Consider the following 15,733-nt stretch of genomic DNA (forward strand, 5'->3'; position numbering starts at 1 on the left):
AATGGCAGCACTAAAAATAGGCACAGTTACCGAACGACTAGCCAAGAACTCCTACGAGGTAGACGAGGGCAACTCCCACATTGAGGTCAACCAGGAAGCCGCAAAGCGAACTGGTTTTGGCAAAGTGCTAGAGCGTGTTTGCCCAGCCCACGTGTACACCGCAAATGAAGACGGCAGCGTCGACGTGGAATACGCCGCCTGCCTAGAGTGCGGTACCTGCCTGGCGGTTGCCCCGCGGGAAGTGTTGCACTGGGTCTACCCCGAGGGCGCAATGGGCATCTCTTTCCGCGAAGGTTAGCGGAAAAACTGCAAGAGTAGATACACACCTAAATGTTGGAAGGGGGAGGCCGTGGCAACAAGTAACTCTGCTGCTAATGTGTTGCGCATCCTGAATTCGCTAGCGGGACACATCAAGCCACTGACCGCCGCGTCTTTGGCTCGCGAGCTATCCATGTCGCGGTCTACCACCTACCGCATCCTGGGCACGTTGGTCGAGTTCGGCTACGTGTCCCATGACCACGAGACCGGCCGGTTTTCGCTAGGCGTGCGCGCCTACGAACTAGCCTGGGCATACCAGCGGCAGGAACCGCTCCGCCGGATTGCGCTTACCGTGGTAGAACACATTGTTGACCAGGTCCATCAAAGCGCGCACTTCGCTGTTCTTAGCGGCAAAGACGTCATCTACGTCGTAGAACAACGCGGCTCCATGGGCCTGTCGCTGGTTACCGACGTCGGGGTACGCCTGCCCGCCGAGCTGACCGCGTCCGGGCAGGCCATGCTGGCGCAGCTGAGCGACAAGCAGGTGTCCGCCCTCTACCCTTCTAACCGGTATTTGGCTGACCGCACCGGATCCGGCCCGAAATCCGTGGTCGAGTTACAGGAGATCCTGGCGCAAACCCGTGCCCGCGGGTGGGCCCAGGAAGTAGAGAACATAACTCCCGGGTGGTCTACGGTAGCCGTTGCGGTGTTAGACAATTCCGGCTATCCCATCGGTTCGCTAGCAATGACCTACCATTCGACTGATCTACCTGAAGACAGGTTGCTGCCACTGATCAGCAAGCTAAAGCAGGCCGCTGCCGCCATTGGCTACCGGGCCGGCGCTGAGCACCAGGCTAACTCCCACGGAGCATAGCCATCCCCGCGCCGAGAGCACACCAGTTTGCCCAGGGCACACTGAACAGTTCGCATTTCGGTGTGCTTCCAACAATTCGATGTGCTTTCGACAACCCGATGTGCTTTGACCATTGCATAAAGAGGCCGCGCACCCAACTTGTGACTGCGCGGCCTCTACAACCACTCAAATTAGATTTCTACCCGATCCCCCAGCGGCGTGGGATTGCCGAAGCGGTGGTTGGTAAACGTCACGGCTTGCTCGTGGACGAACGGAAGGAGTTCCACGCGGCCGCTAACCGTAACCGGTTGCGACCAGATAGCCACGTCGGCCACCAATTCCTTGGGCAGGGTGGCAGCCACCTGCGCCGGGTCTCCGCCTAGCAGCCGCAGTCGAGCGTCATAACCGGCTTCCTTTGCCCAGGCGGGCACGCCCTCAAGGAAAGCCTCCTTACTTTCAAGGCCGAAGGGAACATGCTGGCGGCGCAAGTATTCGCGCACCTGCTCAGGGAGCTCTGCCGCCGATACGCTCACCTGCGAGCCCGCCGCCAGTCCGGCCGCGACCACGCCGAGTAGCTGCCAAGGCTCCTCGCCCTCGGCAAGGCGTACGAGGACGGGAACGGCTTCATAGCGCAGCACGTTGCGTTCCACCCCAAGGGCAGATGGGTCGTGGCCGACACCAAATTCCTTTTCGCCCCACTCTTGCGCGGAAACTGCCAGGGCCTGCACGTACTGTTCGCCCTGGTCCAAAGTGGTAGCGCTCTGGTAGGCGTCCGCCAATGCCGGGTTCGTGAGCGAGCGCTCAGTGACCTGGGAGGCGTCAACGTCTGTGCGCTCCCAATTGCCGAGGCCGAACAGGTAGGACGGCCCGCCTGCTTTAGTTCCGGCCCCAACGGCAGAGCGCTTCCACCCGCCGAAGGGCTGGCGGCGCACGATCGCCCCGGTAATTCCCCTGTTCACATACACGTTGCCGGCGCGCACGTGATCCAACCAGTAGTTAATTTCGTCTGCATCCAGGCTGTGGATGCCGGCCGTCAGGCCAAATTCGGTGGCGTTTTGCAGTTTGACCGCCTGCTCCAGGGTGTCGGCACGCATGACGCCCAGGATCGGCCCGAAGTATTCGGTCAGGTGGTATTCGCTGCCCGGCTGCACGTTGGCGCGCACGCCCGGGCTCCACAATTTGCCCGACTCGTCTAGCTGACGCGGGGTAACGGCCCAGTGTTCGCCCTGCCCCAACATGGTGAGGCCGCGCAGCAGCTTGCCGGATGCGGGCGAAACCAGCGGCCCCATCTGCGTGTCTAGCTGCCAGGGGTAGCCGACCTTCAGAGACTCGACCGCGTCGACTAGCTGGTCGTGGAAGCGCCGCGAGCGCCCGACCGACCCGACCAGGATCACGGTCGAGCAAGCGGAACATTTCTGCCCGGCATGCCCGAAGGCGGAGTTGACCACGTCGCGCACCGCCAGGTCCAGGTCGGCGTGCGGGGTAACAATAATGGAGTCCTTGCCGGAGGTTTCGGCTAGCACCTGCAGGCCGGGACGCCAGGACTTGAACAGCCTGGCGGTGTCGATGGAACCGGTCAGAATTACGCGTTCTACCAGCGGGTTTTCGATGAGGGCGCGGCCCAGCTCGCCCTCGGATAGGTCCACTAGTTTCAGCACGTCGCGAGGCACGCCCGCGTCCCACATTGCCTGCGCCAGCATGGCTCCCGTGCGGCGGGCTTCGCGGGCGGGCTTGAAAACAACGCCGGCCCCGGAAGCGAGGGCGGCCATTACGCCGCCGGTGGGGATTGCCATGGGGAAGTTCCAGGGCGGGGTTACCGCAATAACCTTCGCGGGGGTGAACTTCGCGCCGGGCAGGGAATGCAGCGTCTTGGCCTGCTCTGCGTAGTAGTGGGCAAAGTCGGCGGCCTCAGAAACTTCCACGTCGCCCTGGTCGATGGTTTTGCCTGCCTCGGAGCCGGCTACCTCGATCAGTTCGCCGCGGCGCTTAGACAGCAGCACGCCAACCTGGTGCAGGATGTCCACGCGTTCTTGCAGAGGACGGGCTGCCCATTCCTTGCCACCACGGGCCGCTTCTTCGACGACCTTCTGCAGCTGGTCTTCAGAGGTTACTGCTGCTTCCTCGATGACCAGGCATCCCTTTTCGCTATCTTTCATGGAGTCGGCGATCTGCCGGGCCCACTGCAAGTTGGCTGGCAGGGACGGGTCCGAATCTGGCGTGTTCTGGAATTGCCAGTTGCCCGCTTCGTCGGTGACGATCGCCTTGATCTCGGCTTCGCCCTCTTCTAGACGATTCTGTTTGCGGGCAGGGCCTACCGGGTCGTCAAAAGCATGGGAGAGGGCGGCGCTGAAGCGGTCTTGTTCGCGCTGCAGCAGGGCCTCGTTTTGGTCCAGTTCGAAAATGGAAGACATGAAGTTGGACGGCAGCGAGTTCTCTTCTAGCCTGCGCACCAGGTAGGCGATCGCCACATCGTATTCTTCCGGGTTGACGATGGGCACGTAGAAGAGCAGGTGGCCGACGTCCTCGGTTACGGCAGCTGCCTGCTGGGTTGCCATGCCCGCCAGCATTTCGAATTCGATCCCGTCGGTGTGCAAGATGCCGCGCTTCTTGGCCAGCTCGTAGGCAAATCCCACAGTAAACAGGTTCATGCCGGCCACGCCGATAGTCACGTTCTTCGTGTGTTCGGGACGCAGCGCCCAATCGAGGACGCGGATGTAGTTCGCGTCTGTCGTTTCTTTGTTCGGCTGGGTCACCATGTCCCACCCGTGCACGGTTGCTTCTACGCGCTCCATGGAAAGGTTGGCGCCCTTTACGACGCGCACCTTGATTGGCGAGCCACCATTCTGGACTCGCTGCGCCGCCCAAGCCTGCAGATCCTGCATGGCAGGAAGCGAATCCGGCAGGTATGCCTGCAGCACGATCCCAGCCTTCAAGTCCTTGAATTCCTCGCGGTCAAGGATCTTCTTGAACACGTCGATGGTCAGGTGCAGATCGTGGTATTCCTCCATGTCCAAGTTGATGAACTTCTTTGGAGAATAGCTGTTTGCCTTGCGGTATAGCGGCAGCAGAGCTTCAACCGCGTAATCTACGGCCTGCTGGTAGGCCCACGGGTTGTGGGGGCCGATTACGGCGGACACCTTCATGGATACGTAATCCACGTCCTCGCGTTCCAGCAGCCCCATAGTGTCGCGCAACCGCTTTTCAGCTTCCTTGTCGCCAAGGACGGCCTCGCCTAACAGGTTCATGTTCAACCGGGCGCCGCGCGCCTTCAGGCGAGCAATCGACTTTGTCAGCCCAGTACCTTTAGCGTCTAGGACCAGATCACCTACCAGGGCTTCAAATACCTTGCGAGCAGTGGGAACTGCCACCTCGGGAACTAGCGGAGCGAGCTTGCCACCCACAGCCAGTGGCGCCTTCAGATAAGCCGGCAGGAACTGTGGATCCTGGTCCGCCAAGACGCGAATCTGCTGGGCGGCGATCTTTTCGTCCTCGGGCCTGATCACGTTGTCTACGAACCCAACTGTGAAATCCAGCCCCTTCGGGTCGCGCAGCACTTCACTCAGGAGCTGCCCTGCCCGATCAACCGGATATTTCTTGGATCGTTCCAGCCAGGATTTTGCTCGCTTTTTCGCGAGTTCCCCAATTTCGGCGTAGTCAACCTCTACGTTGGACATCTTTGACCTTTCCCGTTGCAACTGCTGGCATCCTTGCCATTTACGAAGCTCTATTAGCCTACCTGTTTAGTCTATCTTTGTCTGGTTATTACCTTCCGTGTTCTGGTAGCTAATTGTGGGTCCAGCGAAGGCGCGACCGCCAAAATATTCCGCCAATTCCTGCTCCGATGCGCTGGCAAGCCGTTCGGCCAGCGCGAACTCTTCATCTATCTGGCTATTGGGCTTGTAAGTCGCCTTCGACACTGCCCAGGCGACCGCCATACAGAGGGCGAAGCCGGGGATAATTTCGTACAGGCCGCCCCACTTGAAAGTCCCCCACAGCCCGACGGTGACGGCGCCGGTAACCATGCCCGCGAGCGCGCCCGCCGTTGTCAGTTTTCGCCAATACAGTGCCAAAATCACGATCGGCCCGAAGGCTGCCCCGAAGCCGGCCCAGGCGAAGGAAACCAGGTTCAAAATCGAGTCCGTGCGCATCCAGGCAAGCCCCGCTGCCAGCAAGGAGACTGCTAGCACTGCGATTCGGCCCAGATTCACCCCGCCCATCGGGGTTAGCTTGCGTTTAGTAAGGCCGTTATAGATGTCCTCGACAATTGCCGAGGACGTGACCAGCAGCTGCGAGGACACTGTGGACATGATTGCCGCCAAGATCGCGGCCAACATAAACCCGGCAACCAGCACGGGGAAAAGATTCTGCCCCATAAGAATGAATACGGATTCGGCATCATTTTGCCCGATCTGGACCCTGCCACGCTGGTGGGCAGCAATGCCGATAATGGCGGTGCCGGACGCCCCCAGTACGGACAGGAACATCCACCCGATCCCAATGCGGCGAGCTTGCTTTGCCTCTTGCGGCGAACGGAGCGCCATAAAGCGAACTACAATGTGTGGCTGCCCAAAGTAGCCGAGCCCCCACGCCAGCGCAGATATGACGCCCACGAAGCTAGCGCCCCCGAAGGGCGAGAGGAAGTCCGGATTGGCCGTGCGCACGCCCTCGGCAACGGCTGCCGGCCCTCCAAGGGCAACGACTCCCACGATGGGCACCGCCACCAGCGCCATCAACATCATTATCCCCTGCACCAGGTCTGTCCACGACACCGCCAGGAAGCCGCCGACCAGCGTGTACAGCACAACCACTGCGGCAACAAGGACCATGCCCAGGTGGTAGTCCATCCCGAAGGCGGATTCGAAGAAGGTGCCCCCGGCGACCATGCCAGAGGACACGTAGAAGGTGAAGAATACGAAAATTATTAGGCCGGCGGCGATGCGAAGCGCGTTCGAGCGATCGTGGAGCCGATTGCCCAGGAAGGACGGTAGCGTAATAGAATTGTTCGCCACCTGCGTGTAGGAACGTAACCGCGGGGCAGTAATTTTCCAGTTCACCCATGCCCCCACTACCAGGCCAACGGCGATCCACCCCTCGACAATGCCGGAAAGATACAGCGCCCCGGGTAGCCCCATTAGTAGCCACCCAGACATGTCGGATGCGCCTGCGCTGAGGGCGGCAACTGCCGGGCCCAGCCCCCGCCCACCTAACATGTAGTCGTCTAAATTCTGCGTTCGTGTGTATGCCCAGATCCCAATGATGATCATGGCCACGAAGTAAATAATCATGGCGATTGCTTGCCCGGACGTTTGCGTCATTGCATTCCCCCATTCAGGTGCCCCATACTGCAATATACTTTACTCAGATTTTTACTTGCGGACAATGGTAGATTACTTTTTTGAAACCCACGCATTACTGTCTAGGATGTACACAGGCATGACATGGCCCCGCATCCGATTAGATGCGGGGCCATGCAGGTTCTTAGAGCCCGCTAGTTAAGGCAAGTGGCTTTACATAGTCGGCTGCAACCGTCCGGGCACCACTTCCGGCACTAGTTTTCGAGCAGCTCTTCGGGATCTACGCATTCGAGGTCGAAAGCTTCGGCTACGCCTGGGTAGGAGATCTTGCCAGCGTGGGCGTTCAGGCCGCGACGCAGGGTTGCATCGTCCTTCAGCGCCTGCTTCCACCCCTTCTTTGCGATAGCGCGAGCGTACGGTAGCGTAGCGTTGGCCAGCGCGGTAGTGGAGGTGTGAGGCACACACCCGGGCATGTTCGCCACGCAGTAGTAGGTGGCGTCGTGCACCGTGAAGATCGGATCATCGTGGGTAGTGGGGTGCGACCCCTCGAAGCAGCCGCCCTGATCAATCGCGATGTCGACCAGTACGGAACCCGGCCGCATCTTGGCTACCATCGCATCGGTTACCAGCTTCGGCGCCTTAGCACCCGGGATAAGTACGGAACCAATGACCAGGTCGGCGTCCGCCACGGCCTCTTCGACAGAGAGCGGGGTGGAGTAGGTAGTGCGGGCCCGGTTGCCCCACTGCCAGTTTGCCCACCGCAGCTTCTCTAGATCATTGTCCAGCACGGTTACGTTCGCACCCATGCCGATAGCGATCTCGGCAGCGTTACGGCCTGCCTGCCCGCAGCCAACAACTACTACGTTGGCGTTGCGCACACCTGCCACGGAGCCCATCAGCACGCCCGGTCCGCCGTGCGGCTTCTCTAGATAGTGCGCGCCAACCTGGGCAGCCAGGCGGCCTGCGACCTCGGACATGGGCACGAGCAGCGGCAGAGTGCCAGCATCGGTGCGCACAGTTTCGTACGCAATAGCGGTGGTACCCGCCTTAATAATGGCGTCGGTACACGCCTTGTCAGCAGCAAGGTGCAGGTAGGTGAACAGGATCAGCCCATCGCGCAGGCGGTGGTATTCCTCTTCGATCGGCTCCTTGACCTTCATGACCATGTCGGCGCTGGCCCACACCTGGTCGGCGTCGTCAATAATCTTTGCGCCAACCTCTTCATAGAGCGAATCGGGATAGGCGGATCCTTCACCGGCCCCCTTCTGGATTAGCACTTCGTGTCCGTCCTGAATCAGGGCGGCAGCACCGGCAGGCGTCACAGACACGCGGTATTCATTGTTTTTAACTTCTGTAGGGACACCAATACGCATAAGGCTCCTTCACCTTCCTTAGACAGAAAACAGCGTTGTTCCAACAAACAAGAATAGTTGTTTACATCACATTCTTCAGTGGTTGAGAGTATTTTCTGCTTCGGTTCCCATATTTGGCACAACTTTTTTGAGGGCGTGGCCTGTTTCGCAGCCGCGAGCGCTCGTGTCTTATGCAGCTTTGCGTATTTGTCACCTAGACTGGTCTGCGTTCGCATTTTTCTACCCTAGGAGTAGCCGTGATTTCTTGGTGGGAGTCCATCATTTTGGGGATCGTCGAGGGCGTAACCGAGTTCCTCCCCGTTTCCTCCACGGGCCATCTGACCATTGTTGAAAACCTACTCGGTCACCCAGTAAATGCTCCTACCGTCACCGCTTACACGGCTATCATCCAGGTCGGCGCCATGCTCGCCTCTATTGTCTACTTCTGGTCGGACATTGTGCGCATCGCGCGCGCCTGGTTCGCTGGTCTGGCCAATAAGCACAAGCGCAAAGCCGACTACCACCTAGGGTGGGCAATCATTGTGGGTGTGGCAGTAACCGCCGTTGTGGGGCTGCTGCTGAAAGACTTGATCGAGGGGCCGCTGCGCTCCATGTGGTTTGTGGCCGCCGGGCTAGTTTTGTGGTCGGTAGCAATGTATGTGGCCGACCGGGTACGCTTCGATCGTGGCGAAGACTCTATTACTTGGAAGGATGGCCTCCTGCTTGGCCTATTCCAGTCGATCGCCCTGATCCCCGGCGTATCGCGTTCCGGCGCAACCATTGCCGGGGCTATGTTCCTGAAGATCGACAGGGTGACGGCCACGCGCATGAGCTTCTTCCTGGGCATTCCCACCCTGATCGCCGCCGGCGGCCTGCAGGCTGTAACCAAGTTTGATCAGATTGGTGCGGCTGGCGGAGTCGGCTGGGGAGCCACCATTATCGGCACCGTAGTGTCCGGCATCGTCGCCTACCTGTCGATTGCGTGGCTGCTGAAGTTCGTTTCGTCGAATAACTTCAACTGGTTCGTGATCTACCGCGTGGCCCTTGGCATCCTGATCGCCCTCGGCCTGGTTTCCGGAGTGATCGCCGGGGTATAGCCGAATAACTCAAAACACTAATCCCGCGCCCGGCGTAACTGCACTAGGCGCGGGATTGTTGTTTACTTGCCCAAATATTCGAGGGCCGCTACCACCTGCGCCTCGGTGCCCACCTGCAAGGAGGGGCTCATGGTGGGAGCAAACTGTGGTGAGTGGTTGCCGGGCGCCGACTCCGGATCGGGGAAGCCCCCAAAGGTCCAGTAGAAGTAAGGCACGTCAAAGGCCTTGGGAATGTAGGTGAAGTCCTCGGAGGCCGTGACCTTTTCCCCGTCTGCATACCGGTCGCCAAAGTAGTCTTTGAACGCCCCGGTGATGCGGTCGAATTGTTCTTCTGGGTTGGCGGTTAGGGGGTAGCGGTTGAAGTATTCAAATTCTGGTTCGCGATCGCTGCCAGAGGCCGCGCATTCCGCCTTCACAATGCGCTCAATGGATTCGGTAACCTTCTTTTGCACCGATTCTTTGTAGGTGCGCACATTCAGTTGCAAGGTTGCCGAATCGGGAATGGTGTTCGCGGAGGCTCCGGCCACAATGGACCCTACCGTAACTACGGCAAAATCCGAGGGCGAAATTTCCCGCGACACAATAGTTTGAAGCCGCAGCACGATCGCGGCGGCCATCACGATGGGGTCAATAGACAGGTGGGGCATAGACCCGTGGGAGCCCTTGCCGTAGACGGTAATTTTCAGGCTAGTTGCGCCAGAAAACGTCGGACCGCAGACGGCATTGACGGTACCCTCTTGGATGCTCACCACGTGTTGGGCAAGGCAAACTTCGGGTTTGGGAACCTGTTCGACCAGCCCGTCCGCTACCATGGATTTCGCGCCTTGGGCCGTTTCTTCACCCGGCTGGAAGAGCGCAATGAAAGTGCCTTGCCACAGGTCTTTTTGTGCCAGCAGGACCTTTACTGCGCCCAGCAGACAGGCAGTGTGCATGTCGTGCCCGCACCCGTGCATAACCGGAGTGTCATTGCCATCGGCATCCTTCTGGGTGCCAGTAGAGGCAAAATCCAATCCCGTCTCCTCTTTTAGGGGAAGCGCATCGAAGTCTGCCCTGGAAAGGATGGTGCTGCCTTCCCCATTTTCGAGGACGGCAACGACTCCCCCGCCGATGCGCTTCGGCTCTACCCCCAGGTCGGTCAGCTCCTGTGTGATCCGCTCCCTAGTCCACTCCTCTTGCATAGATAGTTCGGGATGGGCGTGCAATTCCTTGTACAAGCCCTCTTGCCAGTCCTTCAAGTTGGCTACGATCTTCGCGATGTTGCTCATTATTCCCCCCTTCTTCTACCTATTTATACGGCACATATGCGGGCCCGGCTCAGTGAGCCAGCGCCAGAGTAGGCCCGGCAGGCAATTGTTGGGATGGGCACTCAGAAGCAGTAAGTGCCATAGTGCGCTGTTCGTCGGCTGTAACCGTCAGCCCCCACACCTGTTTTATGCGCACTTGCCGGGCCACGTAGGCGCAACGGTAATCCGCATCGGGGGGAAGCCACCTGTCCGCCGCATACGCGCTCTTCGCTTGGTTAGCTGGGCCGTCCACTGCCAGCAAGTTCAGCGGGTCGTTAGCGAACTTCTGCCGGCGCGGCCCATCCCACTTGTCAGCACCCGAAGCCCACGCATCGGCTAGAGCAACCACGTGATCAATCTGCACCGCCTCGGAAGTACGATTGCCCCGCACAAAGTTGATTACCTTACCCGTATAAGGATCCTGCAACACCCCGGAAAGAACTACGCAATTTCGGGTGCCCGGCTTATAAGTAACCTGGCGCATATCCCGGGCCAAAATGTCGTTGCGAGTGTCGCAGCCATTCCTGTCCTCGTCTGCCCACCGCTGCCCAAACTTACGGCGGTTATAGCGTTCTGCTGGCCTCCCCTGGCGTACGGGCAGATTCTTTACTGTCTGCGCAAACGTAGTGTTTGGGATTTCCTGCAGCACCTTCTGATTAGATTTGAATGCGTCCAAAATAGACCCGGGCCTGTTAGTGCCAGCGACCCCCGCCTTACCAAAGCCACCCAAATCTATGCCCATGGGGGCCACTGCCCACACCAGGACAATGGCAGCGAGGGCCCACGCCACCGCATCGCCGATGCCAAACTTTCGCCTCATGGAAACAACTCTTGCACCTACCCCCGACAAATGGGACGCACGAAAGAGCACCTGTGGATAGTGTGGCGGTCTAAACGAAACTGGGCGCAGCTGTGGACAGCTATCTTCGCCCTCGTTTTGCCATTACGATGCGGCTTCTACCAAGCTGGGATAGTTATTGCGCACGGAGCCGACTTCGCTTCCCACCTTGCGCGGCTGCAACACCGGAGGAGGGATGCGGCCGAGCAGCTCATCAACCTGCTCCCGGTCAGTCAACGCCGGGTTCAGCCACTGCCCCCACAAATCTTCCGGCACGATCACCGGGGTGCGCTCATGAATATGCCCGAGGGCGTCTGGCGCACTTCGGGTGCAAATGGCCGCCGACCCTACCCAACCGGCAGGGCCGCGCCAAGTGTCCGCGATGCCCGCAAACGCTACCAGCGGGTCGCCCTCGCCAGCAGAAAGAAAGTAGGGCTGTTTGCCACCCTCGCTTTGCTGCCACTCGAAATACCCATTGGCGGGGAGCAGCACGCGACGCTTAGACGCTGCAGTCCGGAACGACGGCTTACCAGTCACCGTCTCCGCTCTAGCGTTGATCAACAGGGGCTTATCCGGCCTTTTCACCCAGGAGGGGATCAGCCCCCACCGAAGCCGCCGCAATTCACGCACCAATTCGCCGCCCTCGGCAAACCGTTCCATCACCGCACTCACAGTGTGCGTCGGAGCAATGTTCCAGGATGGGTCGGGGACGCCCTCGATAATCATGTCTACTCCAAAGAGCGCCGCCACGTCCTGGGTGGAACGCCACATCCCGTACCGGCCGCACATTTACTGATCTTCGCCCGTAATCTGAGCGGTGGAACCGGCGTTCTTCTTACGTTCCCGGAACGGCCTGAGTTTGCGGTTGCCACCCAGGATAAACGGCTTTATTTCCGGCTTTACTCCCTTACGCGCTAGCAGTGCTCGCAACTGTTTAGAAGTCATGGTGACCGTCCAGTCGCCAGTTGGCAGCGTCCACCGCCGCCACCCCGAGATGACCGTGCCCAAACCGCCAAAGATGATCGCTACAAGCATTCCGAACACCGGCATGTGGAACTTGTAGAAGATGACCATGATGAGCGAAGCCGCGAGCGCCGGAGTCGCATACAGCGTGTTGCCACCGAAGACGCGGGGAACCATGCCGGAGGCGACATCTCGGATCATGCCGCCGCCCACTGCCGTGACAAGGCCAAGCAGAATGGCTGGGGGAATATTGAACCCTTGGCTGAGTGTTTTGAGAGTACCCGTGGCCGCCCAGCATCCAAGCACCAGGCCGTCCCCAAGGAAAACCATGCGGGTGGCCCAGCGTCCCGAAAGACGCAGCAGAATCGCCACGAACGCCCCGCCGAGGGCGCAAATCAGGTAATACGGATCAGTGAGCGCGACCGGAGGCCCAGCGGGCAACATAATGTCGCGAACGATGCCTCCGCCTAGACCGCTCATGACGGCGAGCACGAAAAAACCCACCGCATCGAAGTTGCGGCGCCGCGCCAACTGCCCGCCAATAATTCCGTTGACAAACACACCAATTAGGTCGATAACACGGAACAGGTCAGGCAGAATCGAATTGAAATTGTCCAGCACGCTCCCAGCTTAGTTGGTAAGTCCGCCATTTTTCGAGGGCGGCAGTTAGTGACGTCCTGCAGCGCTCATTCGATAACGCAATGGTTGGTAGTGATCCTCCACCGCGCGATAGTAAGCACCAATGTCCCCGTCCTCTATGGCTTGGAGCATGGCACCATGAGCTTTTGCAGTGGCTATAAGCCCCGCGGCGTCGGCAGGCAATGACGGAACCACAGCCATATGGATTAGCCACATGGCACTCATCATCTCGTCTAAGAGCTGATTCTGAAGGATCGAAATTAGTCCCCTGTGAAAAGCAATGTCTTCCTGGATATAGGAGCGACCGGTCGTTGACTTAGAAATCATCAGTTTAACCAGGTCCCGCAGCTCTTTGATCTTTTTCAGATCCGTCTGGTCTCGCTTCTCTACCAGATCGTGGCCTACACCAATATCTAGATACTTTCGCATGGAAACCACCTCATCGAGAGTTCCCAATGAGCCATTCCCCATAGACGAACGTAAGACCAGAGTATTGACCAGTGGAGACAATGACATGTTCGAGACAAACGCGCCCTTGCCCTGCTTCGTTGCCACGATGTCCAACGCCTGGAGTTGCTTCATCGCTTCTCGAACCGAGGATCGCGACACTCCCAGGAGCTTACATAGTTCAGCTTCAGTAGGTAGTGGGTCACCTGGCTTCAAGCGTTCCGAAATTATGTACTGCTCTACCGATTCGATCGTGGAATCCGTTCGGGAGGTAAACCTCTGCTCGAGCTTCGTTTGTTCGTAGCCTGTGAGGGTAGGCGGAAGTGATGACAAGATATCTGATGTTTTTTTCATTACAACTTTCCTACCAGCGAAGTTCCCCGCCCAAATTATTACGGATGTGGCACGTATCCGCAGTCATAAGATAACAGATCCGTGCCACATTCTCCCCACTTATGCTCTTACAGCATCGAACCAGGCATGTGGAATTTTCGTAAAGTAAAGTCCCTGCATTTCTCGTTCCCAAAGAAGTCCAAGTTCTCCGTCAGGCATGACCGCCATGCATTGGTACACGTAGTGGGCTGGATTAAATGTCCGGGCAACATCCCAGGTACGTCCACCATCGTCAGACCTGCGCAGGACACCCCGACCTCGATATGGCCTCAACTGCGAAGCGTTTGCGAACACCACCCTCTCGCGATGCTTATCTGTAGGCCACGCAACGGCATTCGGCTGGCAGAAGATCTCGGGAATCTGGTCGACAAAGTAGACCTCACCCCAGGTCTCTCCGCCATCTGCGCTTTCTACAGCCGCTACTTTGCCACTGGGATGCTGGTTGCGCATAAGCATAAGAACAGTCCCGTCTTGTCGCTCTATCACAGTCGCTTCATGAGTAGCTGCAGATTCGGTATCAAGAGTCCGAGAGTCGATTTCCCTTCCATCGAATATGCGTCCGTCATTGGGCGACTTCGCCAATTTCCACGACTTACCTCCATCGTCGGAATAAACCACAGTGGCGGAGAAATTGGTCCTACTTTCGCCGTTGTAGTAAACGGGCATAACCAGTCTCCCCGCATAATCTGAGTTGGCAAGCTGAATACCATTTCCTGGGGCAGTCCCTAAGAATGCCATCCAGTCCTTCTTGACCTGGTGGTTCAGATTTACCGGTCTAGACCAGGTCTCTCCGTCGTCATCCGAGTAGATCATTTGCAAGAAAGAGGTGCGCGCCGTGAGAAGTGTCTGTGCAGGATCGTCGCCATCTTTCAGAAACACGTTGCCGCCGCAGGACTCTTTTCCATCCTGCAACACAGTTACCGTTCCATCCTCGGAAACTGAATACGGCGCAAGTTCCCCATCTTCACCCAACACTGTTCCATCGGCGTTCCACGTGTACCCATTTCCTTCACCGTCAAAAAGGAGATAATTCCCGTTTGTATCTATGCCGATCTCAGCTTGAGCATTGGGCTGGCCCATGCCCCCAGGGAAGTGATCTATCAGCACTATTATGCGTCCAGTGTTCTGATCCTGAACTACACAGGAATCGATTACAGAGGCGCCATTGGCCCCATGCCCCGGATAGCTCAACACGGGCTGCAAATCTCCCCAAGTCTTTCCGCCATCGAATGAGCGGCGGATAACAAAGTTGATTGAATTCGGAGAGTCGTTAGCTATCGTTTCGCGCTGATCAGCCCCTGCAATTACTACCCCAGACTTTGTCGTGAGAAGCGATGGAATGCGATAGCTTATCGAATCCTGAAAGCCGTAATCGAACAGGCATTGCGTGTCTAGAGGCTGCACAGCCGATAGCTTCTTGATTTGCGAATCATTCAGCACCGACGAATATATCGCTGCGTTACGAACCTCTCCGAACAACCTCGATCCGTATATGTCCTGTCCAATAACAACCTCGTCACAGCTCTCAATGCTGCCGAAGAACGCCTGCCCCGGAAGATGGGCTTCCATATACCCGTCGACGTAGATTTGGACTGCGCCATGGCCAACTCTAAGCACAACATCGTGCCAATGTCCCTGGTCCCAACGGCCCTCTGCAACGAAGCGGCGCCAAACATTGCCCTTTCCGAGCACACGGTATTCAACTCCGCGTTCAGTCAGAGCAATATTCAATTTTTCCTGCCCACCTGCAGCAGCTGCGAGCAGCGTACCGTGCTGGCCGGGGCCTCGTACTCGGTACCTAAGGAAAATCGACCCCGAGCGTAACTGTCCTACCTGGGTGGCGTCGTAATCGGACAAATGGGATGCGGCAAACTCAATTAACGGTTCCGGGGCTACGGATTTCGCAAGAAACTCCATAGGCGTAAGTGCCCTGTCAAAAGCTGCCTCGTCAGCTAGTTCCACACCGGTAGTAGGCGCCCAATCAAAACTGCTTGTTTCCCCGCAAGCAATAGGCCTAAGGTCAGCAGTCGCAGAAAAGCATTGGCACCCATCCAAATAGATCTTCGAGCCCTCTGCTGTGGAAGAGATGCCCAATGCATGCCACTGGTTATCGGAAACTTTGAAAGTATCCTCCATGTCGAGCCGAATCTTGGCATTGCTATTACTACCCAGTAACAGCAGGCTACCGTTAGCTATCGAAAGTTCCCAACCGCACTCATTGCCCGTCACATGTGCGATTCTGCCATCGATATTCGCACGAAAATTAGTTGTCCAGCTTTGTCCATTCGTATTCATTTTCTACTCACCCTTCAAGTA

The 15,733-nt window shown here is 58.0% G+C and carries 12 protein-coding genes; 3 read left to right on the plus strand and 9 right to left on the minus strand.

What is annotated here, in order from left to right; genetic code table 11:
- Nucleotide 1 precedes the first annotated feature (1 nt).
- Together AC1EKG_RS07490 and AC1EKG_RS07495 are read left to right on the plus strand one after the other, a co-directional pair.
- Nucleotides 2–298 (plus strand): ferredoxin family protein, encoded by a 297-nt coding sequence (locus AC1EKG_RS07490; protein ID WP_048708090.1) that lies wholly within the window; start codon nt 2–4, stop codon nt 296–298.
- Between the two features lie 51 nt (nt 299–349).
- Nucleotides 350–1,132 carry an IclR family transcriptional regulator gene (locus tag AC1EKG_RS07495; protein WP_048708093.1) on the plus strand — a complete coding sequence of 261 codons (783 nt, stop codon included), beginning with the start codon at nt 350–352 and terminating at the stop codon, nt 1,130–1,132.
- Nucleotides 1,133–1,302: 170 nt separating this feature from the next.
- Here the strand turns inward: AC1EKG_RS07495 and AC1EKG_RS07500 are convergent, their stop codons facing one another.
- The 3 genes from AC1EKG_RS07500 to ald all read right to left on the minus strand — a co-directional run bounded on the left by AC1EKG_RS07500 (nt 1,303) and on the right by ald (nt 7,778).
- Nucleotides 1,303–4,785 carry a bifunctional proline dehydrogenase/L-glutamate gamma-semialdehyde dehydrogenase gene (locus AC1EKG_RS07500; protein WP_481067800.1) on the minus strand — a complete coding sequence of 1,161 codons (3,483 nt, stop codon included), beginning with the start codon at nt 4,783–4,785 and terminating at the stop codon, nt 1,303–1,305.
- A gap of 66 nt (nt 4,786–4,851) precedes the next feature.
- Nucleotides 4,852–6,426: a sodium/proline symporter PutP gene (putP, locus tag AC1EKG_RS07505; RefSeq protein ID WP_481067801.1), complete on the minus strand. Its 1,575-nt coding sequence runs from the start codon at nt 6,424–6,426 to the stop codon at nt 4,852–4,854.
- A 233-nt stretch (nt 6,427–6,659) separates the two neighbouring features.
- Nucleotides 6,660–7,778, minus strand: a complete 1,119-nt coding sequence (gene ald / locus AC1EKG_RS07510) for an alanine dehydrogenase (protein ID WP_004808134.1) — start codon at nt 7,776–7,778, stop codon at nt 6,660–6,662.
- Nucleotides 7,779–8,017: 239 nt separating this feature from the next.
- Here ald and AC1EKG_RS07515 point away from each other — a divergent pair, with 239 nt between their 5' ends.
- Nucleotides 8,018–8,854, plus strand: a complete 837-nt coding sequence (locus AC1EKG_RS07515) for an undecaprenyl-diphosphate phosphatase (RefSeq protein ID WP_040315484.1) — start codon at nt 8,018–8,020, stop codon at nt 8,852–8,854.
- Between the two features lie 62 nt (nt 8,855–8,916).
- Here the strand turns inward: AC1EKG_RS07515 and AC1EKG_RS07520 are convergent, their stop codons facing one another.
- The 6 genes from AC1EKG_RS07520 to AC1EKG_RS07545 all read right to left on the minus strand — a co-directional run bounded on the left by AC1EKG_RS07520 (nt 8,917) and on the right by AC1EKG_RS07545 (nt 15,712).
- On the minus strand, nt 8,917–10,119 hold the full coding sequence (locus tag AC1EKG_RS07520; RefSeq protein ID WP_004808128.1) for an amidohydrolase: 1,203 nt from the start codon (nt 10,117–10,119) through the stop codon (nt 8,917–8,919).
- A gap of 49 nt (nt 10,120–10,168) precedes the next feature.
- The gene (locus tag AC1EKG_RS07525) at nt 10,169–10,957 is read right to left on the minus strand and encodes an HNH endonuclease family protein (RefSeq protein WP_004808124.1); all 789 of its coding nucleotides are present in this window, start codon (nt 10,955–10,957) and stop codon (nt 10,169–10,171) included.
- A gap of 123 nt (nt 10,958–11,080) precedes the next feature.
- Entirely contained in the window at nt 11,081–11,764 is a 684-nt protein-coding gene (locus AC1EKG_RS07530) for an SOS response-associated peptidase (RefSeq protein WP_004808122.1), read from the minus strand.
- Complete coding sequence (locus AC1EKG_RS07535; protein ID WP_004808120.1) at nt 11,765–12,559, minus strand: trimeric intracellular cation channel family protein; 795 nt, start codon at nt 12,557–12,559, stop codon at nt 11,765–11,767.
- 45 nt (nt 12,560–12,604) lie between these two features.
- A complete protein-coding gene (locus tag AC1EKG_RS07540; protein ID WP_004808119.1) occupies nt 12,605–13,378 on the minus strand; it encodes a FadR/GntR family transcriptional regulator in 774 nt (257 codons plus the stop codon).
- A gap of 99 nt (nt 13,379–13,477) precedes the next feature.
- Complete coding sequence (locus tag AC1EKG_RS07545) at nt 13,478–15,712, minus strand: sialidase family protein (protein ID WP_004808117.1); 2,235 nt, start codon at nt 15,710–15,712, stop codon at nt 13,478–13,480.
- Between the last annotated feature and the right edge of the window lie 21 nt (nt 15,713–15,733).

The organism is Winkia sp. C0117E2, assembly GCF_056590455.1.